Genomic DNA, 25,446 nt, shown 5'->3' with positions numbered 1-25,446 from the left:
GCTCGCTAGCAGGTCGGATACTCGCCCTCCCAGACGATGCGACGGTACTGGTCCGGATCGGTGTCGCCCTCGGTGGAGAAGCAGAGCACGGAGCTCGTCTTGTCCAGGCCGATGAGCTCCTTGAGCTCGGCGTACTCGGGATCGAGCATGAGGGTCTCGACCAGGCCGGTGGTCACCGCGCCGGACTCGCCGGAGATGACGCGCGGGTCGCCCTTCTCGGGAGCGCCCAGGGTGCGCATGCCGCGAGCGGTGACCCAGTCGGGGCAGGACACGAAGGCGGTGGTGTGGTTGCGCAGGATATCCCAGCCCAAGATGTTGGGCTCGCCGCAGCACAGGCCGGCCATGATGGAGGGCATGTCGCCGTCCACGATGCGCGGGTCGCCGTCGCCGGCGGCAGCGCCCTTGTACAGGCAGGCGGCAGGCGCGCACTCGACCACGACGAAGGTGGGCGGGTTATCGGGATACAGGTTGGTGAAGTAGCCCACCACGGCGCCAGCCAGCGAGCCCACGCCAGCCTGGACAAAGACGTGCGTCGGGCGGTTGATGGCCATCTCGCGCAGCTGCTCGGCCGCCTCGGAAGCCATGGTGCCGTAGCCCTCCATGATCCAAGACGGGATCTTCTCGTAGCCCTCCCAGGCGGTGTCCTGAACGATGACGCCGCGCTCGCAGGCGTCGGCCTCGGCGGCGGCCATGCGCACGCACTCGTCGTAGTTGACCTCTTCGATGGTCACCGTGGCGCCCTCGGCGGCGATGTTATCAAAGCGGGGCTTGGTGGAACCCTTGGGCATGTGCACGACGGCCTTCTGGCCCAGCTTGTTGGCAGCCCATGCCACGCCGCGGCCATGGTTGCCGTCGGTGGCGGTAAAGAAGGTAGCCTGGCCAAAGTCCTCGGCCAGCTGATCGGAGGTCAGGTAATCGAAGGTGCAGTCGGCAACGTCCTTGCCGGTCTCGTCGGCAATGTAGTTGGCCATGGCAAACGATCCGCCCAGGACCTTAAAGGCGTTGAGGCCAAAGCGGTAGCTCTCGTCCTTAACGCACAGGTTGGACAGGCCCAGGCGCGCAGCCTGACCGTCCAGGCGGGCAAGCGGAGTGACGGTATATTGAGGGAACGACTGGTGGAAGGCGCGGGCCTTCTTCACGTGGTCGAGGCTCATGATTCCCAAGTGCTTATCATCGCTCTTGGGCATCGTGTTGCCCGCCCACTGGATCTTATCGGCCATACGGTGAACTCCTTAAGTCCTCTCTTGCCGGCCCCCGCATACGCGTTTCAGCCCATTCCCATTCATGCGGCTAAACTTTTATGTGGATGCCAAACAAAAAGTTTGTTAGTACTGTTCTATCACACTTTTTGATTGGCAAACCTAACAAATTGTTTGTTGCCGTAATCGGTACCTTTTCGCCGCCGAACGGTCACATAACGCAGCGACGCTTTCGTTATTTGCGAACAAGTGTGGTTTATGGCAAAGTGTGCCCAAACTAATTTTTAGGAAGGCACCCATGACCCCCGCACAGATTGAGTTCTATAAGCGCCTTGCACACGGTCTGGCGCTCCAATTTGGCCCCAACTGCGAAATCGTCGTCCACGATCTGGAGACCGATGACGTGGACCACTCCATCGTAGTGATCGAAAACGGCCACGTCAGCGGGCGCAAACTGGGTGACGGCCCCAGCCATATTGTGTTTGAGTCCATGCACGAGGGCGCCACCGACGTACACGACCGCGAGCCATACCTCACCAAAACCACCGATGGCAAGCTGCTCAAGTCCTCGACGATCTTTATCCGCAACGATGAGGGCAAGCCTGTCGGCATTTTGGGCATCAACTTTGACATTACGCTTATGAAGGCTTTTGAGCGTTCGCTCGACGCCTTTACCGGCACCGGCGGCACGGGCTATACCGAACCCGAGCCCATTACCAAGAACATCGGCGACCTGCTCGAAGACCTGCTGCACGAGTGCGAGCAGTTTGTGGGCAAGCCCGCGGCACTCATGACCAAAGACGAGCGCATTCGTGCCATTGGCTACCTTGACCGTCGCGGCGCCTTCCTCATTTCCAAGTCGAGCGAGCGCGCCTGCGAGTTCTTTGGCATCTCCAAGTACAGCTTCTATAGCTACCTCAATGAGGCCAAGGCGGCAGCAGGCGACAAGTAGGCACTCGCCTGGATTGCCTCTCCCCTTTTGGGCGCGAGTTCTGGAAAGCATGAATCCAAGACCGAGCCGCTTGGAAAGTTCCATATAATCGATGTTATTAGTATTTCGAAAGGGTGGAACAGAATGGCGTTGAGCAAGGCATCATGCACCGGTCGCGGATTGATTCCGGCAATTGGTGGACATGTGCACCGCATGTTCGATGAGGGTGAAGACGACTTGTTTTCGCTGAGCCTTGACGACGTGATGGATGATCGCCCGTGGACCGCCGACGAACTCATGGGCGGCGGGGCTCGCCCGTCAAACCCCAATCCCGCACTTGCGCCTAAGACCGCATCTGCGCCGACTCCTGCGCAGTCGGCTGTTTCGACGCCCGCGCCTACGCCCGCACCCACTTCGGCGCCCACGCCCGCTCCCCGCCCCGCAAGCGACCCGTCCGAGACGGCAGCATTTCTCGCTGCAGCGACGCAGGGCAAATCGGCCGACAGCACCGTTATGTACAGCGCCCAGCAGTTGCCTGTTCCTGCGGCACGCAAGCCTCCGGTCGCAAGGCTCGACGAGCCCGTTGCCCATCAAGTTGCCTACGATTCCTGGGCTGCAACCGATCTGGATGAGACCTCTACCGGCATGCCGGCGCTCGATGTTCCAGTTAACCCGCTTTTTGCCGCCAACACGAGCGCCGCGGACTATGAGGGCGGTGCGGCATATTCCGATTATTCCGATGGCTATGCTGGCACCGGTCGCATCGAGACCGAGGATTATGGCACCGCATCGAGCGATTATCTCAACGATCCGTACGCTGCCACGCCTGCACCGGAATATGACCCGGAGGCCGCGTCCGCGCCGGCGTATACCAAAAGCACGGGCGAAGAGCGCTTTGCCGATTATTACGCCGAGGAAAAGGCGCTGCGTTTCTCGGAATTTCCGCAGGCAGTCAAGGTTGCCTTTATCGCCATTATCATTGCCCTGCTCGGCGTCATTGCGTTTGAGGGATTCCAGCTGTTCCGCGGCCCCACCCAAGCGGAGTCGGAGACCCAGCAAAAAGAGGACGATAACCAGTACCTGGACATCAACACCCTCAAGGGCGACCCCAACGACGGGGACGAGTAGCGGGGGTTAAGGGAGGGCCGGAAGAGCCGGCGGCATGTTACGGCTCCAAAAGCCCTGCCATAAAGATGGGCAGATACAGCACGTCACCATCGCGGTGAAGATTACATTCCGCAAGTACCAGGGCGCGATCGATTCCGTAGCCCTTCGTCGCGAGCGCGTTGTCGAGCGCCGCATGGGACTTAAAGCTCTTGCCCGACTTGACCTCGATGGCAAGAACCTCCCCATCGAGCGTCTCCTCCACAAAATCGAGCTCGCCGACTTTTTTAGACGTAAAGTAGCGCAATCTGAATCCGTGGGCTTTGAGCTCTTGGGCAACGAAGCCCTCAAACGCCGCCCCCATGTTCATGCCAAAGGCGTCTTCCGTCCCCCCATCAAAAACGCCTTGGGCGACCCTTTTGGAATACGACGACATGAGCATTCCGGTGTCCAAGTAAAACAGCTTGAACAAATTTCGTTGCTCCCCCAATAAAAGGGGTGCCACGGGCGCCGTTACGTTATACACGGGAAGCGCGACACCCGCCTCCGATAGCCAGAGAAAATGATCTGTCACCTGCGAAAAACGTTTGACACCGTTAATCGATGACAGTTTGAATCGCTTGTTTTTGGAGCCGGCCTCGCTGGGAATCAGATCATAGATATCGCGAATAACCAAGCGTAGCTCAGGCGGAGCGTACTTTGCGATGTCATCGCGATACAGGGCGTGAAGATCGCGATGGATGTTTCGAACCTCGTCGACATTGCGCGTCGCCAAGAAGGAATTGACCGCGTCGGGCATGCCCCCCACCACCACATACTGATGGAACAGATTGAGCAAGCGGTCATACAGATAGCCGGGGAGCTCCTTTTCGTCCTTTAGACAACCCCTGAGCATGTCAAACGCTCCGGCAGCAACGCCGCTTGCCCAGCAGAACTCCTCAAAGTCGAGCGGGTACATCTGGACCTGCTCGACATACCCCACCGGCAGGGAATCGATGCCCTCGAGCTCAACACCAAGGAGCGATCCGGTAAGGATGTATCGAAAGTCGCCGCGCTGGACCAGGTATTTGATAAACGTCACTACGTTGGGGCATCGCTGCACCTCGTCGATAACCACAACGGTCTTGTTCGCAACCATCGGCTGCGTTGCAGCAATAGACATGCGCATAAGCAGGTCATCCGCGCTTTTTGCCGCCAAAAACGAATCGCGCACGGACGCGTCGGCGATAAGGTCGAACGTCACGACATTTTCGAACGATTCGCTTGCAAAGACGTTGACCAAATATGACTTTCCTACCTGTCGGGCGCCCTTGACCAAAAGAGCCTTGTTAGGCGACGAGGCAAGCCAAGATTCAAACTGTGCTTTCGCTTTTCTCTGTAGCATAAGCGTACCCCTTATTACGTGCTGTTTTAGCACTAGGATACACTTTTCCGTGATTGTTATGTGCTCAAATCGACACTTTTTCGAGGTTTTGAAGTGTGTATTACGACACTTTTCCGTACTTTTATACCAGTCAATATTGCACTTTTCCGGATTTAGGCCGAATAATTGCCCGCGATTCCGACACCAACCGACCAAGAGCAGCCTCTCCCACCAGATGCGCTTTACGGTGAAGAGCCACCAACAAATCTGAGGCAATGAGGGCCGGGGGGCCAATCCCCGGCCTTCAACCTAGCACTGCTTTATAAGATCGAGCACCGCCGGAATATCGTCAGCGCTACGGAGTGCAACATAGGTCGGCATACCCGGCCCAAATCCACCCTGTGCGCGCTTGTCCTGACACATGGCCTCCGGGTCAATCAGCTCGTCCACACTCTTTGCCAAGCCAACGGCAATCCAGCCGCCGTTGCTAGTCCTGCCTTCCAGCACGGCATGCAACTTCCGTTTGCCCGACCTGAATCCTACGTAGTACTTGGCCATATAGGATTCCCACGAAGGATTGGCGTTGAGGATAGACTCGCGTATCTCCTCGAACAATTTTTGATTAAGCCCGCCCTCGGCAAAGGTTGGATGGTTCTCTTGCAAGGTCCAAATAGGCACCTCGTCAGACTTCCCACGAGAGGGGCGATACTTGTCGACGACATCTGCCGGAAGGTCGGGATATTTCCATATCTCACACGCCTCTTTCGCCAGATCGTCCGCGCGCTGCCTAATCTCCTCCTCGCCCCATTTTTCATGCGAGGCGATCGACTTGTTTAGGTAGAGCGGGCTGCATTTAAGTCCCACGTTCGGAAGATTGAGCTTGTCCGAGAACGACCGGTTTGAGTACTCCTGGTTGTAGCCCGTCAGCGTAAGATTTCCCAAGTTGTTGCACAGCCTGTCGTGGATGTCTTCCCAGTTCTCACCAAGCGATTCCTTCCAGCCGTGCTCACCATCGATCGTCTGGGGCATGACGTGCTCGATCTGGTAATCGTCAGCCGAGATGGGCTCCTTCGGGTGGTGCCAGTTCTCCATACGCTCCAGGTAATAGCGCTTTTTAGAGAAGCGGTTGTAACAGTCACGCGTCTTAAGCTCCTCGACAAAATGCTCGTCTGTCGGGAAGTACGCGGTCATACCGCTGCTGTGGATAAGGAGCATCGCCGTAACGTACTCCTCTATATCGGCTTGAAGCTCCAGGTTGCGATACATGCCTGCAAAAAAGTTGTTTAAGCCCGTGGTAAGCCTGCCGCAAACCGCGCGTCTAAACAGAAACGACTCGATGGTCTCGCAGATGCGAAGGAACGCGTTGCGGTCTAGCCTATTTCTCTCGTAAACCGAGTAGAGCAGCATCAAAAGAGGCCTGATCTGTCTCACATCAAGGCTTACGATTCTGCTGAACACCCGACGTAGGCCAGCGTCCTTTTCTTTGTCTCGGAACAGGCTGGCATACCTTTGCGCATACTCGCGCAACTCCTTGAGCAGACTCTCGGTGTCTCCGTCGTAGTCATCGGTAAAATACCGTTTGAACTCGTAATAAGCCTCATTCTCCTTTGGCTGCCTATTGGGAGCCTTGAGCCACAGCCAGTACCAAATGAAGGCGTTAAACTCGCCCTCGCCCCCTTTTCCAAACAGACGCTCAATGGGATGCCAGTAGCCCTCGTAGAGCTTGGTCTGTTCGTCGTTAGGAAGCGACATAAGAACATAGTTGCGTATGAGATCGATGGGCATGAGGGGCTTGCCCTTGGAGTTCATGGACTCAAATATGAGCTGGGCATTATCGACGCCAGCGGTGAGCTTAGTATCGATGACCTGCACGCGGTTTAGCCCCGCCCAAAGCCTTGCCGGATCGAATGATTTTCCGCGCATCTTTTCGCGGAAGAACGCATGGTTCTCGACAATGCGATCCGATTTTTCATCTGGCATGGGAAACCCAGACACGATGGAAAACAGAGTCTCTTTATCGTCCTGCGAGAGCACTAATTTGTAGCGCGCCAGGCCGTTGTAGTCATCATCGTTAAAGAGATAGTTCTTCCGCAGCGCTGAGATCTTGAGATCGCCAAGGAAGCCGGCCTTGTCGGGATTATCCTCCAGATATTCAGCCAAGGCTGTAATCATCAACGAAAACGTCGTCATGCGCTGCTGTCCGTCAATCAGAAGCACGCGCGAAATACTCGTGGCAGAGCTCTCGGACTCGGGGATATAAAGCATCGACCCCACGAAGTGCGATACGCCATCACGACCCGCTCGCATGACGTCATCCCAAAGCACCTCGCACTCTTTTACACTCCACGAGTAAACTCGCTGGTACACGGGAATGACGAACTGCATCTTCGCCACGCCCATAAGGTCGAGCAGATTCGCCTCAGTTGCTTTCATTTGCGCAATCCCCCTTGTCTTGTTTACGCCGTTTGCAGTCAGTCCTCCACTGAGCGGAGGGCGCTAAAGACGAGAGCATCGAGGTGCTGAAGCAACCGGGATGCTCATATCACTAGATTTTACAACGCTTGTTGCAGGTGCGTTTTTGCATGCATTAAAGCATGGCGTTGGGACGCGATTCACTAGGACGCGATTGTATGCAATTGAATGCCCATCAAGTTCCCATGGCTCCCCCTATGAGAAGAGGGTGGACGCCAAGGGTCGCGTGCTAAGCGATAGGTGTATCGCGGATGAGGTGCCGTTTGAGGAGTTGCCCGAAGGATGGGCTTGGGCAAGACTAGAAAGCTTGTGCTCAGTAATTACCGACGGCGACCATCAAGCTCCACCCCAACAAGCAGATGGGATACCGTTTCTTGTCATCTCCGACGTCTCGTCAGGCAAGATTGACTTTTCCAATACTCGACATGTTTCATCGAATTATTTCGATTCACTCGACGGCTCAAGAAAGCCTCGTTACAGTGATTTGCTGCTAACCGTAACGGGATCGTTCGGGATTGTGGTGCCAGTCAATACCGAAGAGCGTTTTTGCTTTCAACGTCACATTGCCTTGCTTCGCCCCTTGGGCTACAGACGGTTCATGATAAATGCCCTTGCGGCACCATCAACATACGCATATTTCAATGCCAAGGCTACCGGTACCGCTCAGAAAACAGTTTCGTTGGGATGCTTGAGGTCTACGCTTCTTGCTCTTCCGCCAGAAAATGAGGAGCCGAGAATTATAAATCAGCTCACTCAGCTCATGCCCCTGGTCGAGGAGTACGGCGAGCTCGAGGACGCCCGCGAGGCGCTCGACGCCGCGCTGCCCGGCCGCCTGCGGAAGTCGGTGCTGCAGCTGGCGGTTCAGGGAGGGCTTGTGCCGCAGGACCCCGCAGACGAGCCCGCCGGCGTCCTGCTCGAGCGCATCCGCGGGCAGCGCCGGCAGCTCGTGGCCGAGGGGAAGATGAGGGCCCCGAAGGGCGGCGAGTCGATCATCTTCGCCGGTTCCGATGGCCGCCGCTATGAGAAGAGGGTGGACGCAAAGGGCCGCGAGTCCGAGCCCGTCTGCATCGAGGACGAGATCCCGTTCGAGATACCCGAGGGCTGGGAGTGGGCGAGATTTTCCACGTTAATTGATCTTGCGCCAGGTACTTCCTACAAAAAGCACGAAGTGACGAGTCAGGGGATTCGTATCCTGAGGGGAGGAAACATCCTCGAGAATGGGTCACTGACGATCGGCACAGACGATGTATTCCTCGATTACGGACACGTCGTACCCTCTGCTCAAGTTCAGGTCGGAGACGTACTGTATGTTGCGTCAACGGGCAGTAAAAAGGTGATCGGCAAGCCCGGATTCGTTTCGAGAGAGATGCCCAATACGCAAATCGGAGCATTCTTGCGGATTGCGAGACCCTTGGCCTGTCAAGGCTGGTGCTGGCTCATTTTCTTTTCCGACTTATATCGAAGCCGCATTAGGGTGCTTTCGACCGGTACTAACATAAATAACGTCAAGGAATCTTACGTGCTCAACCTTCTTGTTCCACTTCCGCCGTTGCCCGAACAACGTCGCATCTTCGAGTGGCTCGAAATGTTGCGAAACACTAACGATTAGCTGTTTTCATGGCATTGTCGAAAGGATGATGCCATGAAAAAGTTTGCTCAGCACTTACGGGAGAAGGGTTATGCGGAGAATACAGTTAACTCGTACGCATTTGCGATTGATCAGCTAATCAATCGTATCCAATCCCTCACGAACCAGTCACTTCTTGCCCACAAGGAATGGCTGGTTTCGTCGTTTGCACCCAAGACCGCTAACAGCCGCATCGGAGCCATTAACGCCTATTTGGATTACATCGCATTTGACGGAATACGACTAAAAGGAGTAAAGATCCAACAGAAGCCCTTCCTCGATAATATTATTAGCAATGAGCAGTATGCACAGCTAAAGGACGGCTTGAAGGGCGACAATAATTTGTTCTGGTACTTCGTTGTTCGTTATCTTGGCTGTACGGGTGCCCGTGTGAGCGAGTTGCGGCAGTTTAGGGCTAAACATGCCTTCGATGGCTATATGGACATAGTTTCCAAAGGCCAAAAGCTTCGCAGGGTCTGGATACCTGAAATACTCTGTCGGGAGACGAAGGACTGGATGCCGGAGCGTGACCATGGCGCATTGTTGTTTCCTGGCAAAGGAGAAAACGCGATTAGCTCTCGCGGAATAGCCCTTGGGCTCAAACGTGCTGCCATTCGTTACGGCGTTGATCCAAACGTGGTCTATCCGCATTCGTTTAGACACCTATTCGCAAAGAACTTCATCGACCGCAACCCAGACATTTCGCTGCTTGCCGACTTGATGGGGCACGAGAGCATTGAGACGACACGAATCTACCTGCGACGCACCGCCAATGAACAGCGCGCCGCGGTTGATGAAGCAGTTAATTGGTAAGAGCAAATACTTCGGTGATTCTAGAAACAATTCGTTTCTGCTCGCTGGCTGGGGGAACAGGGATTAGAGCGCGATACAGCCTGTTGTCATTGATTGCCGGATAGGCAACCCCCTTTGCGTTCTCATTGGCATTTGCATAAGAGTCAAAGCTAGGAGAAACCAAAAAGTAGAGAAGAAAACTAGGAAGGAATCCGTCAAGACATGAAAGGACAGCAAACCCAGTACTTGCGATGGGCTCAATATTAAAATCTTTATCTACGATACAGGCATTATGCAAATAAGGGCGAACGGTCGCATAGAGCACATCATTCTTTGCGACTAGCTTTCTTGCTCGTGAAGGCGCGTCAGCTGCATTTATAACAGTTTCCTGTCCAAGCTTTTGGTTCACATTGTCAATCGACGAGATGTCGATATAGGCAAAACGCGCCTCAGGCCTCTTCTGCCCGCGATTCAAGACAAGAGACCCTAAGCGACGCCACTCCCAGCCCTCGGGTATCTCGAACGGGATCTCGTCCTCGATGCAGACGGGCTCGGACTCGCGGCCCTTTGCGTCCACCCTCTTCTCATAGCGGCGGCCATCGGAACCGGCGAAGATGATCGACTCGCCGCCCTTCGGGGCCCTCATCTTCCCCTCGGCCACGAGCTGCCGGCGCTGCCCGCGGATGCGCTCGAGCAGGACGCCGGCGGGCTCGTCTGCGGGGTCCTGCGGCACAAGCCCTCCCTGAACCGCCAGCTGCAGCACCGACTTCCGCAGGCGGCCGGGCAGCGCGGCGTCGAGCGCCTCGCGGGCGTCCTCGAGCTCGCCGTACTCCTCGACCAGGGGCATGAGCTCGTTTATGCGTTTGACGACGCGGCGTTGCTCGGCGAGGGGCGGGAGGGGGAGAATGAAGTCCGGTATATCACCGAGATTAATTTTGAAAGTATGGGTTCCGCCGCCGACTTTAACTTTTTCGATCCATGCGAAACCAACGGGAGAATCAATGCATGAACAAATCCACTCCGCAATAGCTATGGAAACTGGTCGGAGTAATCCCAGGCTGACAAAGATGCTGAATTCATAATCGACGTCAACGATAATCGGCTTGCCCAGAGTTCCAATGCGGCAAAGCAAGATGTCTCCGCGGCCAGGTTTCACTCGCCTACAAAGATCTTCATGAGTTTCTCGACTGATGTACCGCACTTTAGTCAAGTCAAACGAGCCACCAGAAACGTTTTGCACCGAAAGAAACAAGACGCCAGTCTCAGTATATTGAGGTGTCTTATGCGTACCGTCCGAAACAAGTGAGAGCAGATTGCCCAATCTCGTCCAGCACCACCCCTCGGGCAGTTCCTCAAACGGTATTTCGTTCGCGATACACTTATCGCTTGTCACGCGGCCCTTGGCATCCACCCTCTTCTCATAGGGGGAGCCATCGGAACCGATATAAATAATGCTCTCCCCGCCCTTCGGGAATTTGGCCTTACCTTCAGCAATTAGCCTATGCTTTTCCTCACGAATACGTTTAAGAAGGACGCTGGCAGGCTCGTCGTTCGGATCCTGCGGCACAAGTTTGCCTTCAATTGCCATTTGAAGGATTGAGTTCTTCAGGTCTTTTGCCTTCATCTACGCCTCAATCCCAAGAATCTCGCAAATTCGAGCCAACTTCTGGTCAATCTCGGCGTCGAGCCTAGCACGCTCTTCTTTGTAGCTCCTGATCAGTTCGTCCGGCGGTAAGATCTCCTCTTCCTCGTGAGGATAGCCGCATACGTCAAAGTTAAAGCCGCCGTCTCGCAGCTCGTCAACCGTATAGAACTTGGCCTTGGGATTGCCGTCTTCCTCGATATCCCGACGATTCTCCCACCACTCCTTTACAGGCGCAAAATGTTCGATCCTAATGGGCTTGGTCTTAGAGAAGTGTTTATACCCCTCGGGCATGTCCATGCGATAGAACCAAACGCCCTCAGAGGCCCCCGTATTATCGAAGAACAGAACGTTAGTAGTGATGGGCGTGTACGGAGCGAAGACACTCTGTGGAAGGCGCAAGACAGTATGCAGGTTCATGTCCTCAAGCAGGCGACGCTTGATCTCCGTCTTTGCACCATCCTGGCCAAAGAGAAAACCATCCGGAATGATAACAGCAGCGCGGCCGCCTCGCTTAAGACGATAAAGAATGAGTCCAAGGAATAGATCTGCAGTCTCGGAGCTACGGAGTGCAACAGGAAAGTTGTTTTGCACCGATGCACTCTCGGACCCGCCATACGGTGGGTTCATAAGTACAACGTCAAACTGGCCGTCAGGCTTGTGCTTCCACTCGCGAACGTCCTTCTCGAGAGAGTTATCGTGAAAGACTTCAGGATTATCGATATCGTGCAACAGCATGTTGGTCACGCACAGCAGGTAAGGGAGCTGCTTCTTCTCGATACCGTAGACCGATCTTGCATAGAGCTCACGATCGGCCGGAGTCTGAACCTGGGAGTCGAGAATCTTGAGGGCGCTCGTCAAAAAGCCGCCCGTGCCACACGCGAAGTCAGCCACAGTCTCGCCGAGCTTGGGCGCAAGCGCCTGGGCCATAAAGTCAGTCACCGCTCGGGGCGTGTAAAACTCGCCGGCATTACCTGCGGACTGCAAGTCTTTCAGGATGGTCTCGTAAATTTCACCGAAGGCGTGGCGCTCTTTGTACTCGGTAAAGTCAACCGACCCGTCAATCTCGTTGATGACTTGACGAAGCTGAATCCCATCCTTCATGTAGTTGTTGGCGTCAGTAAAAGCAGCCTTGACGACGACGTGTCGCAAAGGCGCATCAGGTGCAAGCTCAAGACTCTCAAGGGTCTTGAATAGATCATTGTTTACAAAGTCGAGAAGCTCATCACCAGTAAGCGCCTTACCGTCCTTCGCATCGTGCGCCCAGCTATGCCAGCGCAGGCGCTCGGGGATGATGGACTGATAGGAGTCATCGTGAAACTCCCACTCCTGCTCCTTGGCATCGTAAATCTTGAGGAAGAAAAGCCAGGTCATCTGCTCGATGCGCTGCGCATCGCCATTGATGCCAGCATCTTTGCGCATGATGTTCTGCAGGGTCTTTACAAGAGATCCCAGTGCCATTTGCTATCGTTACCTTTCTCTATGCGATGTAGAGCTCGTCCTCGAGCATCTGCGCTGCTTGAATGTACTGTTGTTTGCCGCCGAATGCGGCAACGATCTTCATTGGGCTGCCAAACCGACGGAACTCCTCGAGATCGAGGACATGGGTATCGTCCAAGTCTACGAGGTTCGACGTCGCATATTTGTCGAGAAGTGCTTCAAGGACCTCGCGCGCGACGCCGGCATACTCATAAAGCACGCCCTTTTTCTTGACGCTATTGGCTCTCTCGCTGCGCGTAAGAGGTCTCTGGTCGTAAGCAATATGGCAAATGAGGTCAAAGTCGCTCATTTGCTCCTGCCCAGTCTCGAGCCGCAGCTCATCCAGGAATACGCCACGTGCGCGCAGCTCATCGATAATTGCTTGCTTCTTATGTTCAGAGTTCCACGCCGCTAGGAAGTGGTCAAGAGTGTCGTATTCGCCAAGAATGTTCTTCCGCGTATAGTCCTTAAGGCTCTCAGTTACAAGAAGACCATCGGATGAGTAATACTGCACCATCTCCGACACTACATAGACGTCGGCCCCATGAACGTGATATTTCACATGAGAAGACGGATCGTCCGGCGGTAATACGGGTGGGTCTACGATTGGAGACGGAGGCGGAACGGGACTGCCGCCATTGCCGCCGGGACCCGGATCCGCAATGGGGTCACCCGGATTAGGCTCAAACACAACAACAGGTTCGCCATCAAACTCGGGATCTGCAAACAAACGCGATGCGTCACGAAAATCGAGGATGGTGAAATAAAGTTTGTCGTAGTCCTCACAGATACGGGTCCCGCGGCCGATAATCTGCTTGAACTCCGTCATTCCGTGCTCACCGAACTTGTTGTCGAGCACGACTACCTTACACGTCTTGCAATTAACGCCAGTGGTGAGAAGCTTCGAAGTCGTAACGATGGTCGGGTATTTCTCGTCGGGGTCGATGAAGTTATCTAACTGAGCCTTACCTTCCCTGTCGTCACCCGTAATCTTCATGATGTAGGTGGGGTGATCTCTTACGATATCGGCGTTCTCGTTTACAAGGGCACGTCGCATATTTTCGGCATGCTCGATGTCAACGCAAAAGACTATGGTCTTGGAGTAACGATCCGTCTCCTTTAGAAATTGAGTTATCCGCTTGGCAACTTCCTCGTAGCGCTCTTTGATGACAATCTCGCTGTCGAAGTCTTGCTTCTCGAAAACACGTTTGGGCAGAGCTTCGCCGCGATCATCTACGGTGCCTTCCTCAGTACGGTATCCGTAAATGTCGACGTTCAGCTTAGGGCGAATAACTTTATACGGGGCAAGAAAGCCATCCTCGATGCCTTGTTTAAGGGAGTAGGTATAGACAGGTTCGCCGAAGTAGGTAATGTTTGAAACCTCTTCAGTCTCCTTTGGCGTGGCCGTCATTCCGATTTGAATTGCACAATTGAAATACTCGAGCACCTTACGCCATGCGGAGTCCGCCGCGGCGCTTCCGCGATGGCACTCGTCAACGATAATCAAATCGAAAAATTCCGAGTCGAACTCGCGGAATATTTCTTCACCGTTTTCACCAACAAGCTGTTGGTAGAGCGAGAAATAGACCTCGTAAGCAGAATCGAGCTTTCGGCCTACGACTTTGGTTGTAACCCTCTTGAGAGGCTTGAAATCGCCGTCTATGGTCTGATCGACGAGAATATTGCGGTCCGCCAGATAGAGAACCTTACGAACCTCGGTAGTCTGTCGCAAGCGATGAACGATTTGAAAAGCCGTAAAAGTCTTTCCCGTTCCCGTTGCCATAACGAGCAAGATGCGATTCTTACCTCGCGCAATAGCTTCAAGCGTACGATTGATGGCGATGCACTGATAGTAGCGAGGATGATTGCCGCCGTGCTCCTGGTAATACGGAGCGGTCACAATCTCCTGGCTATACGGATGCTCAAGTCCCTTAGCTTTTGAGTATCGTGTCCAGAGCTCCGCCGGAGCGGGGAACTCGTTCATGGCGAGAGCGCGCTCTTTCCCGGTAAGAAAATCGTGCTCAACAAAACCCTTTCCGTTTGAGCTGTATGCAAACGGAATATCGAGCAGTTGAGCATATCCCATCCCCTGTTGGAGACCGGCATCAACGGTGTGCTCCGTATCCTTGGCCTCGACGATTGCGATAGGGATACCGGGAGCGTACATCAGAAGGTAGTCCGCCTTCTTCTTGTCTTTGCGGGAGACCATGCTTCCGCGCACGACAATCTCGCCACTGGTAAAGAAATACTCAGTGAAGACTTGGGTGTTGCGATCCCACGACTTCATAATCGCAGGATCGATGAGCTTAAGCCGTGTATCAGACTCGTTCATACGTCTCGGAACTCCTCATTGCGCAAGGCGGCAACTGTTGGTGTTGAACTTATTAATTTTATCATCACCATGCAATCTAGCAGCTGCTTTATACGAAATGAGACGAAGTAAAGTCAGCTCCGTGAGAAAGCTCCAAAGAAAGCAACATGAGCTCCGATGACTTGCATCAGAGGTCATTCCCGGAGTCCTGCCTACCTCCCCTCCGCTTTCAGCTTCAGCAGCAGGTCGCCCAGCTCGGGGCACTTGCTGGAAAGGCGCGTCTGGGGTCGCTCGCCCATCCCCCACCGCTGGCGGATCTCCTGGGCACGCGGACTCACGTGATAGTCCCCGTCCATCATCTGCCTGAGCAGCTTGGCGGTTACGCGCGCATCGGCTAGGGCGCTGTGGGCGTGACCCGTCGACTCGTCGAGCCCGATGCCAAACCACGTCGCCGCGTCACTCAAAGAGACACACCCGTGGCTGCCCACGTCCATGATCGAGGTGTAAAACGCCTGCAGGTCGGCCCAGTCCGTAGGAAATGCGGAAAGGTCGATGCGCTTTGCCTGGCACTCGGTCAAAAGCTGTCGACGGTCCGCCCCGCTCCAACAGACCACCTGGGCGGAGTAGCGACCGATCCAATCGCTGAGCCTTTTGATCACCACATAGAGCGGATCGGCCATCGCGGTATCCACGGCCGATATCCCTGTGAGCTCGCGGACGGGAAACGCAACGCCTTCGGTAAATTCCGTCTGCACAAACTGCGAGAACTCGCCCATAACGTTGCCGTGGTAATCGAGCTTGACGGCGCCGACCTCGATAACCTCATTGCGCAGTCCACGGCGCTGGCGCTGCTTTGGCACCGGCGCAAACTCAAAGTCCAGCACGATCTGGCGCGCAAAGTTCGTCGTATCGATAGCCGAGATGCACGGCGTCTTTTCAGCTGACACGGTTAGGGCCTTTCTCCGTTGCCTGCCGCTTGGTTACATAAGCGGCTACATTGCCGTAAGGATAGGCGCCCGTGCGGACACAAAAGCGGGGTGCAATGCCGTGCACCAGGCACGCGCCACACAAACGGACCCAAGGGATCCCGCCCGCTCTATTCAAATGCATGTGATAAAAATTGAGGACCGGTGACTTGAATCAGAGGTCATCCCGGGCCCATCAGAGCTCACAGAGCTCTTGGTTGCTTTGGTCTTGCTCTTCACGGCGCTTATCGAACTTTCCGAGGCACTCAAGCAGCATTCGAAGCATAACAAGTCGCTGCCATTAAGGCACTGACCTCTTGACCAAGCAACGGCGCTGCCCAGCTCTTCACTACTTGGGCTGCCGTCTGCCTTATTTTACCCACGGGCGCCAGGTTCAACAAATGGTTTTTCAGTCATGAAGTCTCGACGCTCGCCCGGCTCGTCCACTATTCCAGCCACCACTCCACGTCCGCGGAACACTCGACCTCGATGGGTTCCGGATCCAGCACCGTTTCCCCAAGGCCTCCGGATGCCCCATCGGGAGCGCCCATGGCAGCGCAGTACACCGTACCGTAATCCCCCGGCCGGCTGTTATACGAGATATGCTTGATGCCGCCCAGCTTAGTCCCCGCCGCCGCAGCAAGCGCCTGCGCATTACCGCGAGCGCGCTCGACAGCGCGGGCAATCAGGACGTCCTCTGCCGCGCGCTCATCCGCAAGTTCAAATCGAATGTTCATGTCGGCATGCGATCCGCAGGTGTTGAGCGCCGCCCACACAGCCGCACAGTCAACCGAATCGACAGGCGCGGCAACCGTGCCGTACGCATAGTAATCGTAGCCCACGATGATTGCCCTTTTGCGCGTCGTCTGCGCATAGCAGGTGTACCGGCGACACGTTAACTCGTCATCCAGACCAAAGGGCGCCAGCGCGGCGGCGACCTTGGCGCGATCGGCGTTGTAATCGTCCAGGCACGCCTCCTTGGTATCAAAGCGGCCGCCAAAGCCAATGCTAAAGATCACGCGATCGGGCATGACCTTATCCTCGATCCGGGCACCAACGCTCACATAACCGGTCTTATCCGTTGCCATGGCATCCGTCCTTTCCACGAATGGCTACGTTGCAGTAAACATAGCCGTCCGTGCGGACACAAAGTTGTGTGGCGACGCCGTGTGGGGCCCCGGGACGCATGTTCCATTTGAAGCCCCTGCCGGAAAACGAATCCCATTCTGAGCGTCGAATCCGGGACACAGTTTCCGCCTGCAGCCCCGCTGGGAAAGTTCATCCCGGTTTGAGAGCTCGTTCCGGGATGCAATTTCCGTTTGAGGGCCGATTCGGAAACGGCATCCCACCCTGGGGCCGAAATCTGGGACACGCTTTCCGCTGGCTTTCCACCGGCATTCCGCCGACAGCCAACACGACAAAAGAAGGGGCCCTATTCCAGCAATTCGAGGACAGGCTCTTGCCCTCGAGCAGAGCTACCCCGTCCTCACATCTCGGCAAAGGAGATCAACTTAACGTCTCCCCTGCTCTCCGCGGCATCCCGACATCCCTGCGTAAAGCCGCGTTTTGAGAAAAGCGCATAGCTTTTTCGTTGCCGTCTAAAGAGCTCGCTTCGACGAACGAGCTTTTGCAGCACGTCTTCGCCCGCCGGTTCATTGCGCCATTTGCACTCCGCAAACAGCGCAGTGCCCTCGCCATCGTCAACAATCAAGTCGATTTCTTCCTGCGTATGCGTGCGATTATCCGTCCCCCACCAGCGCCCGACGCTCGCCGGAACCACATCGAGCTGGCCCGCGCGTGCGAGTTCGTACACGTATTGTCTGCATATAAGCTCAAAGACCATACCCATGTAATCCGATATGTGCGGCTCAATGCGCTTATACGCCATCTCGGCCATATCGTTTTGAATCAGCCCGATGTTCTGCGGAACAAACTTGTACCAGAACCTAAACATCTGGTCGCTCAGTAGATACACGGCCCGCTTATTACTCGTCTCGTTTAGGGGCAGCTCGCGCTCGACAATCCCAAGCGACGCCAGCTTATCCACATAGCTCTTTACGTTGCTCGCAGGGATTCCCGTAGAGCTCGCAATCTCCGAGATCTTCGAGCGCCCCTGAGCAATTGCTTGCACGATCGCATCATATTGCTCAGGATTGCGGCACTCTTGCATTAGCAGGTTACTCGGCTCCTCAAAGAGATAGCCTGTAGGAGTAAGAAAAAGACGTTTGATGTTGTCCTTGAGCGGTGCGGCAGGATTGACTTTCTCGATATATGCAGGAATGCCGCCCGTCATGCCATAGCAAACTGCAGCGTCTTCGCGACTCATGCTCTGCCACAGGCCGAGGGTCGTCATAAAATCGAGCGGCATGATCTTAAACTGGGCCGTACGCCTACCGTATAGCGGGCTCTCATAGCCCAACACCTGTTCCTCCATAAACGAAAGAGACGAGCCGCATAGAATCAGCATGAGCCTGGTCTCTTTGTACAGGTGATCAATCTTGTCTTGCAGCAACGAGCTGATCTCGGGATTCGATTGGGCGAGATAGGGATACTCGTCAATCACGACAATCAAACGTTCCGTGCGAGCCATGGTGGCCAATGCATCGAACGCCTCGTCAAAGCTACGAAACGACACGCCTGCAGCACCAACCGAGCCTGCAAGTATCGCCTGGCTAAAGCCGTGCAGGTTTGCCTCTGCATTGGTACGACGGGCTTGAAAGTAAATAGCATTCTTGCCTTGAATGAACTCTGTGATAAGGCGCGTTTTACCTACGCGACGGCGGCCGTAAATCACAGGCATCTCAAAGGAGCCCGTGCAATACAGTCGATTGAGTTCGGACATTTCCGCTGTTCTTCCGATAAACATAGGGTCATCCTTCCTTTACGTTATAGCTAGCTATATTATACCTTCCTATAATATAGCTAGCTATAACGTAATTCGACGACCGACGCAAACAAAAGGGGGCAGTACACCACCGCACGTGGACCGCTCCGGAAACTGCACCCCATTCTGAGCGCCAATTCCGGGATGCTGCCTCCGCTCCAAACAAAAGGCCCCGGCTCGAGATGGAACTGGGGCCAAAGGCGCAGCATATACAGTTGATGTTGAGCGCGAACAGCCCGTCAGCAATGGCCGTTCGCGCTCCACCCTACCCGCGGTGACGGGCGCGGCTGTACGGCGTATCCACCATGGGCAGATCCGGACGCAGCTTGCCGTCAAACGCGCGGTAGGCATTCTGCACGGCGGGCGCCGTGGGGATCGTTGCAATCTCGCCGATGCCCTTGCCACCATATGCCACGGGCAGCAGCTCGTCCTTCTCCACGTAGATGGCGTGGATATCCGGAATCTCGGGCGCACGGAACAGCCCGAGCGTGCCGTACCTTGCCTGGGGTACGCAGTCCTTGAGCGGCCAATCCTCGGTAAGCGCATAGCCCATACCCATGAGCACGCCGCCTTCGATCTGACCCTGGATGGAGATGGGATTGACAACCTTGCCGGAATCGTGCGCGGCATAGACCTCGCTCACGCGGCCGTCATCATCCAAAATGACCACATGCGTGGCAAAGCCGTAGCAGATGTGGCTCTTGGGGTTGGGAACGTCGGCGCCCAGCTTGTCGGTCGGCTCCAGGTACACGTAGCCAAACTCGCATCCCTCGAGCGCCTTGATGGCGGCCGTGGGATCCTGAGGATGCATGCCCTGGCCGGCGACGAGTTCCTGCGTGCGCAGCTGATAGGCGCGACCGTCGTCGTACTCGATCTTGACGCCGTCGCCATGCGCACTCACGGGAGTATCGGGTGCAGGCTTGCCGGCCTCGATGTCAAGCATGGCATCGCGCAGCAGGAAGGCGGCACCGCGCACAGCCTCGCCAGTCACGACCGTCTGACGCGAGCCAGACGTGGTGCCGGAGTCGGGAGCGTTCTCGGTAGAGCACTCGCCGTTAGCGATGCAGCTCAGCGGCAGACCGCACGCCTCGGCAACGTCCTGCAAAAAGACGGTGTTGCAGCCCTGGCCGATGTCGGACGTGGCGGCATAGACCACGGCCACGCCGTCCTCGACGCGAATCTTGCAGCGGCCGGCATCGGGCAGGCCCACACCCACGCCGGCGTTCTTCATGGCGCAGGCGATACCGGCGTGCCCGGGATGCGCATAATAGGCGTCCTTGACCTCGAGCAGCGTCTCCTTCAGCGCCGTGGAGCAATCGGCGATCTGGCCGTTGGGCAAAACCTCGCCCGGCTCGATGGCGTTACGGTAGCGGATCTCCCACGGGTCCAGGCCGACCTTCTCTGCCAGCAAGTCGATCAAGCTCTCGAGCGCAAACTCGGACTGACAGACGCCAAAGCCGCGGTACGCGCCGGCGGGCGGGTTGTTGGTGTAGTAGCCAAAACCGCGAATGTCGGTGTTCTGGTACTTGTAGGGGCCAACGGCATGCGTGCAGGCGCGCTCGAGCACCGGGCCGCACAGCGACGCGTAGGCGCCGGTGTCAAAGTTGATCTCGCAGTCCAGGCCGGTAAAGTTGCCCTCGGCGTCGCAGCCCAGCGTAAAGGTGCCATCCATGGCATGACGCTTGGGATGGAACGCAAGCGACTCAGCGCGCGTGAGCTTGCACTTCACAGGACGCTGGAACTTATATGCGGCGAGCGCGGCCAGGTGTTGGATGGACACGTCCTCCTTGCCGCCAAAGCCACCACCCACGAGCATGGTCTCGACGACCACGCGCTCGGGCTCGTTGTCCCAGCCAAACATGTGGGCACACTCTTTGCGCGTGTCGTAGGCACCCTGGTCGGTCGACTGCACCTTGACGCCGTTCTTGTACGGGAAGGCAACGGCGCACTCGGGCTCCAAGAAGGCATGCTCGGTAAAGGGCGTGGTAAAGCGCTGCGTCACGGTGAACGCGCTCTCTGCCAGCGCCTTGGCGGCGTCGCCGCGCGTCACGTGACGGCTCTGGCACACGTTGTCCTTGAGCTCCACCGTGTTGCCAAAGGCAAAGAAACTGTCGTGCAGGCGCGGGGCGTCGGCAGCCCTGGCCTCGACAATGTTACGCACGGGCTCCAGCGGCTCGTAATCGATCTTTACGAGCTTCTTGGCCTTCTCGAGCGTCGCCTCGTCCTCGGCAACCACCAGCACAATGGCATCGCCCACGCAGCGGGTGATATCGCCCGCCGCGATCATGACGTCCCAATCCTGGATAAGGTGGCCGACCTGGTTGACCGGCACATCCTCGGCGCGCAGGATGCCCACCACACCGGGCAGGGCCTCGGCCTTGGAGGTGTCGATGGAAAGCACACGGGCGCGCGGATACTTGGAGCGCACGGCGCTGGCATAGGTCAGGTCCGGCTGATCGAGCTCGTCGATGTCATCGGGGTACTTGCCCTCGCCGAGCACCTTCTTGCGCACGTCGATACGGAAGGCGCGCTTGCCCACGCCGTAGTCGTCGCCGCGCTCCAGGTCCTCGTCGATCTGCTTTTCGCCGCGGAGCACCGCAGCGGCCAGCGAAATGCCCTCAATAATCTTCTTGTAGCCGGTGCAGCGGCAGACGTTGCCGCGGATGGCGTACTTGATCTGCTCCTCGGTGGGCTCGGGGTCCTCGGCGATCAGCGCCGCGCCTGCCATGACCATACCGGGGATGCAAAAACCGCACTGCACGGCGCCCACGGCGCCAAAGGCGTACACAAAGGCCTCGCGCACGTCCTCGGGCAGGCCCTCGACAGTCACGATGTTGCGGCCGGCGGCAAGGGCGGTGGTCAGCACGCAGGCCTTGACGGCCGCACCGTCCACATGAATGGTGCAGGTGCCGCAAGCACCCTCGGAGCAGCCGTCCTTGGCGGAATGGATGTGCAGGTCGTCGCGCAGGTAGCGCAGCAGCGGTTTGTTTTGGGTCGTCGTGTGCTCGACGCCGTTAACGGTAAAAGTGAATTCCTGTGCCATGGTGATTCCCTTCTACACGCCGGCGGCGATGCCGGTGCGGTCGTGGATGGCGCCATGCGGGCAAACGACGGCGCACATGCCGCACGACAGGCAGTCCGCACCGTCGATGTGGGCACAGTTGTCCTCGATGCGGATAGCGCCGGCAGGGCATTTTTTGGCGCACATGCCGCAACCGATGCAGCTCGTGTCGCAAATCTTGCGGGCGATGGCGCCCTTATCGGTGTTGTTGCAGCGCACCAGGATGTTCTGGTAGCCGGGAACAAAGGCAATCACGCGCTGCGGGCACGCCATGCCGCACAGGCCACAGCCCGTGCACTTGGAGCGATCCACGCGGGCGATGCCATCGACCAGCGCAATGGCACCGTGGGGGCAGGCCGTGACGCAGGCGCCACAGCCAATGCAGCCTTCGCTGCAGCGGGCGTCGCCGCCTGCGGAGGCGCAACCGCTTCCGCAGGCAACGTAGGCCACGTTATGTTGAATGGATTTGGCCATAAGAGACTCGCCTATTTCTTAAGGAGATACGGATAGCTGTCGCGCACGGCCTTGATGGTCAGGCGGACGGCCTCGGGCAGACCGGTGTTGACGGCATCGACCGAGACGGTGCGGACCGTGCCGGCGACGCGGACTTTAAAGTGGTCCTCGTCCACAGCCAGGAAGCCCTCGTTCTCGGAGTTCTCCATGTCCTGCTCGCTCCAGAACAGGGTGAGCTTGTCCTTGTAGGGACGACCCTCCTGGTAGGGGCAGAATACGGCGCAGTTGCCGCACTCGTTGCACATGCCATCGACGTGGACGACCTGATGTTTGGCCAGGCCCGGCACCTTAATTGCCACGTTGGCGCGGTTGGGACACACGTCGCAGCAGACCTCGCACACCGAGCCGCAGCCCAGGCAGCGGGTCTTGGTGCAGTTGCGCTTGTCGCGGCACAGCGATCCCTTGCGCTCGTAGCAGGTGTCCTCGCGGCCGGCCTGCTCGTTGCAGTCGGCGTACTTGTTAAAGTCCACGCCGGCGATGGCACGGGCGACCTCGGCGGCGTCGGCAATAGCCTCGACCACGGTGGCAGGACCGCGGCGGCAGTCGCCCGCAGCCCAGATGCCCTCGACACCGGTGGAGGTGGCGGCAAGGCGACCGCGACGGTCGTGTTCGACGCCCGCGGCATCGTACAGGCTGGCGTCGATGCCCTCGCCCACGGCGCAGATCACCGTGGTGGCGGAAAGCTCGACGGTCTCGCCCGTGGCGACGGGGCTGCGACGGCCGCTTGCATCCGGCTCGCCAAGCTCCATAACATCGCAGGTCAGCACGGCACCGTTGAGCGCCTTGGGCGCCAGCAGCTCGCAGAACTCAACGCCGTCGGCAAGAGCAAGATCGAGCTCTTCCTCGTCGGCGGGCATCTGCTTCTTGGTACGGCGATACACCAGGCGCACGTTCTTCACGCCAGCCAGGCGCTTGGCCACGCGGGCCGCGTCCATGGCGGTGTTGCCGGCGCCGATGACCACGACATCCTCGCCCAGCTCGAGCTTCTCGCCCTTCTTGGCGGCCTCGAGGAACTCCAACACGTCGAGCTCGGCACCCTCGCCCAGGCCCGCAGAGCCGGGCATCCAGGCACCGGTGGCCACGACCACGTCGGTAAAGCCCTGGGCCTTGAGCTCGTCAATGGACTCCACGCGGGCGTTAAGCTGAACCTTGGCGCCAAAGGCCAGGCAGAGCTCGGCATCGTGGGAGATATCGTCGCTCGAGATGCGGAACTCGGGGATCACGTGACGGACCACGCCGCCGAGCGAATCGCGGGCCTCAAAGATGGTGACGGGCACGCCGGCACGCGTCAGGAAGAACGCCGTCGCCAGGCCGGCAGGGCCGCCGCCGATAACGGCAACGTTGCGCTCGGCGTCGTTGGCGATGGCCTGGGCGCGCAGCTTGGGCAGCACGGCGGTCATGGCCTCGCGAGCGGCCTTGAGCTTGCTGGCGCGGATCTGGGCGCCCTCGGGCTCGTAGAACGCACGCTCGCAGGCACGGCCGCAGGGATGCGGGCAGATGGTGCCGGTAATGAACGGCAGGGCGTTGCGCTCGATGATGATGTTGAGCGCGTCCTCGAAGCGGCCCTCGTCAACAGCCGCCAGGTAGGCGGGAATATCCTGCTGGATGGGGCAGCTCGTACGGCATGGCGTGGTAAAGCAGTCGGAAAGCGGGCTCTTGCCGGCGACCTTGCGGTCAGGTAGCGGACGCAGTGGCTTCTTGTAGAGCGGGTTGGTAAGCGAGTCGGCCTGGATCGCGGTCACGGCCTCGAGAGAGACGCCCGCGAACGGCTTGCCGTCCAGATCGGTAAACTCGCCGGCCATCTGGCTAAAGCGCTCGTAGCCACCAGGCTTGAGCACGTCGGTCGCCAGGGTGACGGGCCAAATGCCGGCATCGTACAGGGCGCGAATGTTGTAGACCGTGGCACCGCCGGAGTAGCTGATGCGCAGTTTGCCGTCAAACTGCCCGGTAATGCGGCGGGCGGCCTCGATGGTCAGCGAGAACAGCGAACGGCCCGACATGTACATCTCGGTGGAGGGCAGCTCGTTCCTCGTCACGTCGACGGGGAACGTGTTGGTCAGCTTGACGCCAAACTCCAGGCCGCGCTCGGCGCACAGGGCAATCAGGCGCTCGAACATGGGCACGGCGTCGACCCACTGCAGGTCCTCGCGGAAGTGCGTGTCATCGAAGACGATGTAGTCAAAGCCCAGCTCGTTGAGGCGCTGGCGGGCAAACTCATAGCCCAGCAGCGTGGGGTTGCACTTGATGTAGGTGTTGAGGCCCTTCTCGGTGATCAGATAGGTCGCGATGCGCTCGATCTCCGCCGGCGGGCAGCCGTGCAGGGTAGACTCGGTGATGGAGTTGGAGACGCGCGCCGGGATGGACTCGACAAACGCAGCGTCGACATGCTCAAACTTGTCCAGGTTGGCGAGTGCCCATGCGCGGCACTCGTTCCAGACGTCGGAGCTGCTGGCGTCCTTCATGCCCTCGATGTACGCGTCGACCTTGGGGCTCTTAATGCCCTCCAGGTCATAGCCCACCGACATGTTGAAGACAAAGCCGTCCGGGCTGCCCAGACCGTACTCGCGAGCGATCAGGTGGCAGGCAAACCATGCCTTCACGTACTCGGCAAAGGCCTGCGGAACCTCGAGCTCGGTCGACCATTCGCAGTTGTAGCACTCGTCCTGAGCCACGATGCAGGGCTTGTTGACGCACTTGGAGAGCTCCTCGCCGTCCATAACCTGGACGGTCTTGAGCTCAAAGAAGCGGGAGCCAGCCACATAGGATGCCACGATGTTCTGGGCAAGCTGCGTATTGGGACCGGCGGCCGGGCCAAACGGAGTCTCGATGCGCTCGTCAAAAATGGGAAGCGCGCCCTCCTGGTTGGTCGTGACCATCTTGCGCACGCCAAAGATGGCGTCCTGGGTCTTGTGCTCCTCGATGATCCAGTTCATCAGCTGCGAAAACGGGATCGGCCTCATGATGTCGCTCATAGTGAGCTCCTCTCTGTAACGCCCGGCGAGACCGCGCGGCGGGCGCAAATACGGTGTAGCGCTAGCACAGCGCCGGCGACCCCGCGGAGGCCGCCTATGCGCGCGTCGGATGCGGCGAAACATCCGACGCG

The 25,446-nt window shown here is 57.5% G+C and carries 16 protein-coding genes; 4 read left to right on the top strand and 12 right to left on the bottom strand.

Annotation, left to right across the window (positions count from 1 at the left end; translation table 11 throughout):
* Nucleotides 1-5: 5 nt before the first annotated feature.
* The gene (gene dpaL, locus DWY03_RS00405; RefSeq protein WP_117583046.1) at nt 6-1,220 is read right to left on the bottom strand and encodes a diaminopropionate ammonia-lyase; all 1,215 of its coding nucleotides are present in this window, start codon (nt 1,218-1,220) and stop codon (nt 6-8) included.
* 277 nt (nt 1,221-1,497) lie between these two features.
* Here dpaL and DWY03_RS00400 point away from each other — a divergent pair, with 277 nt between their 5' ends.
* Nucleotides 1,498-2,151, top strand: a complete 654-nt coding sequence (locus DWY03_RS00400) for a transcriptional regulator (protein ID WP_040359230.1) — start codon at nt 1,498-1,500, stop codon at nt 2,149-2,151.
* A 123-nt stretch (nt 2,152-2,274) separates the two neighbouring features.
* Complete coding sequence (locus DWY03_RS00395; protein WP_117839667.1) at nt 2,275-3,258, top strand: hypothetical protein; 984 nt, start codon at nt 2,275-2,277, stop codon at nt 3,256-3,258.
* Between the two features lie 37 nt (nt 3,259-3,295).
* On the opposite strand, the gene DWY03_RS00390 is transcribed toward DWY03_RS00395, so the two are convergent.
* Nucleotides 3,296-4,618, bottom strand: a complete 1,323-nt coding sequence (locus DWY03_RS00390) for an ATP-binding protein (RefSeq protein ID WP_117839666.1) — start codon at nt 4,616-4,618, stop codon at nt 3,296-3,298.
* A 288-nt stretch (nt 4,619-4,906) separates the two neighbouring features.
* Entirely contained in the window at nt 4,907-7,030 is a 2,124-nt protein-coding gene (locus DWY03_RS00385) for a DUF262 and DUF1524 domain-containing protein (RefSeq protein WP_117839665.1), read from the bottom strand.
* Between the two features lie 193 nt (nt 7,031-7,223).
* On the opposite strand from DWY03_RS00385, the gene DWY03_RS09975 reads away from it, so the two are divergent.
* Together DWY03_RS09975 and DWY03_RS00375 are read left to right on the top strand one after the other, a co-directional pair.
* Nucleotides 7,224-8,678 (top strand): hypothetical protein, encoded by a 1,455-nt coding sequence (locus tag DWY03_RS09975; RefSeq protein ID WP_158558582.1) that lies wholly within the window; start codon nt 7,224-7,226, stop codon nt 8,676-8,678.
* A 33-nt stretch (nt 8,679-8,711) separates the two neighbouring features.
* Nucleotides 8,712-9,509: a tyrosine-type recombinase/integrase gene (locus DWY03_RS00375; RefSeq protein ID WP_117839663.1), complete on the top strand. Its 798-nt coding sequence runs from the start codon at nt 8,712-8,714 to the stop codon at nt 9,507-9,509.
* On the opposite strand, the gene DWY03_RS00370 is transcribed toward DWY03_RS00375, so the two are convergent.
* From DWY03_RS00370 to ygfK, 9 genes are all read right to left on the bottom strand, one after another.
* Nucleotides 9,499-11,112 carry a restriction endonuclease subunit S gene (locus DWY03_RS00370; RefSeq protein WP_117839662.1) on the bottom strand — a complete coding sequence of 538 codons (1,614 nt, stop codon included), beginning with the start codon at nt 11,110-11,112 and terminating at the stop codon, nt 9,499-9,501. The genes DWY03_RS00375 and DWY03_RS00370 overlap by 11 nt on opposite strands.
* A complete protein-coding gene (locus DWY03_RS00365; protein WP_117839661.1) occupies nt 11,113-12,591 on the bottom strand; it encodes a class I SAM-dependent DNA methyltransferase in 1,479 nt (492 codons plus the stop codon). It abuts the gene before it with no gap.
* A 19-nt stretch (nt 12,592-12,610) separates the two neighbouring features.
* Nucleotides 12,611-14,941, bottom strand: coding sequence for an EcoAI/FtnUII family type I restriction enzme subunit R (gene hsdR, locus DWY03_RS00360; protein WP_117839660.1), 2,331 nt, complete (start codon nt 14,939-14,941; stop codon nt 12,611-12,613).
* 191 nt (nt 14,942-15,132) lie between these two features.
* The gene (locus DWY03_RS00355; protein ID WP_117839659.1) at nt 15,133-15,867 is read right to left on the bottom strand and encodes a 3'-5' exonuclease; all 735 of its coding nucleotides are present in this window, start codon (nt 15,865-15,867) and stop codon (nt 15,133-15,135) included.
* A 464-nt stretch (nt 15,868-16,331) separates the two neighbouring features.
* Nucleotides 16,332-16,973, bottom strand: coding sequence for an SIMPL domain-containing protein (locus tag DWY03_RS00350; RefSeq protein ID WP_117839658.1), 642 nt, complete (start codon nt 16,971-16,973; stop codon nt 16,332-16,334).
* A 398-nt stretch (nt 16,974-17,371) separates the two neighbouring features.
* Nucleotides 17,372-18,751, bottom strand: a complete 1,380-nt coding sequence (locus tag DWY03_RS00345) for an ATP-binding protein (protein WP_117839657.1) — start codon at nt 18,749-18,751, stop codon at nt 17,372-17,374.
* Between the two features lie 283 nt (nt 18,752-19,034).
* Nucleotides 19,035-21,812, bottom strand: a complete 2,778-nt coding sequence (xdh, locus tag DWY03_RS00340; protein ID WP_117839656.1) for a selenium-dependent xanthine dehydrogenase — start codon at nt 21,810-21,812, stop codon at nt 19,035-19,037.
* 12 nt (nt 21,813-21,824) lie between these two features.
* Nucleotides 21,825-22,304: a 4Fe-4S binding protein gene (locus DWY03_RS00335; RefSeq protein WP_055252516.1), complete on the bottom strand. Its 480-nt coding sequence runs from the start codon at nt 22,302-22,304 to the stop codon at nt 21,825-21,827.
* An 11-nt stretch (nt 22,305-22,315) separates the two neighbouring features.
* Nucleotides 22,316-25,315: a putative selenate reductase subunit YgfK gene (gene ygfK, locus DWY03_RS00330; RefSeq protein ID WP_117839655.1), complete on the bottom strand. Its 3,000-nt coding sequence runs from the start codon at nt 25,313-25,315 to the stop codon at nt 22,316-22,318.
* Nucleotides 25,316-25,446: the final 131 nt, after the last annotated feature.

Origin of the sequence: Collinsella sp. AF23-2 (assembly GCF_003459245.1) — a bacterium.
GTDB lineage: Bacteria > Actinomycetota > Coriobacteriia > Coriobacteriales > Coriobacteriaceae > Collinsella.
Note: the sequence above shows the minus strand (reverse complement) of the source record. Positions and strands in the feature narration are given on the sequence as shown.

Coding starts and splice junctions, on each gene's coding strand:
- dpaL (WP_117583046.1), bottom strand. CDS start 1,220: ATGGCCGATAAGATCCAGTGGGCGGGCAACACGATGCCCAAGAGCGAT.
- DWY03_RS00400 (WP_040359230.1), top strand. CDS start 1,498: ATGACCCCCGCACAGATTGAGTTCTATAAGCGCCTTGCACACGGTCTG.
- DWY03_RS00395 (WP_117839667.1), top strand. CDS start 2,275: ATGGCGTTGAGCAAGGCATCATGCACCGGTCGCGGATTGATTCCGGCA.
- DWY03_RS00390 (WP_117839666.1), bottom strand. CDS start 4,618: ATGCTACAGAGAAAAGCGAAAGCACAGTTTGAATCTTGGCTTGCCTCG.
- DWY03_RS00385 (WP_117839665.1), bottom strand. CDS start 7,030: ATGAAAGCAACTGAGGCGAATCTGCTCGACCTTATGGGCGTGGCGAAG.
- DWY03_RS00375 (WP_117839663.1), top strand. CDS start 8,712: ATGAAAAAGTTTGCTCAGCACTTACGGGAGAAGGGTTATGCGGAGAAT.
- DWY03_RS00370 (WP_117839662.1), bottom strand. CDS start 11,112: ATGAAGGCAAAAGACCTGAAGAACTCAATCCTTCAAATGGCAATTGAA.
- DWY03_RS00365 (WP_117839661.1), bottom strand. CDS start 12,591: ATGGCACTGGGATCTCTTGTAAAGACCCTGCAGAACATCATGCGCAAA.
- hsdR (WP_117839660.1), bottom strand. CDS start 14,941: ATGAACGAGTCTGATACACGGCTTAAGCTCATCGATCCTGCGATTATG.
- DWY03_RS00350 (WP_117839658.1), bottom strand. CDS start 16,973: ATGGCAACGGATAAGACCGGTTATGTGAGCGTTGGTGCCCGGATCGAG.
- DWY03_RS00345 (WP_117839657.1), bottom strand. CDS start 18,751: ATGTTTATCGGAAGAACAGCGGAAATGTCCGAACTCAATCGACTGTAT.
- xdh (WP_117839656.1), bottom strand. CDS start 21,812: ATGGCACAGGAATTCACTTTTACCGTTAACGGCGTCGAGCACACGACG.
- DWY03_RS00335 (WP_055252516.1), bottom strand. CDS start 22,304: ATGGCCAAATCCATTCAACATAACGTGGCCTACGTTGCCTGCGGAAGC.
- ygfK (WP_117839655.1), bottom strand. CDS start 25,315: ATGAGCGACATCATGAGGCCGATCCCGTTTTCGCAGCTGATGAACTGG.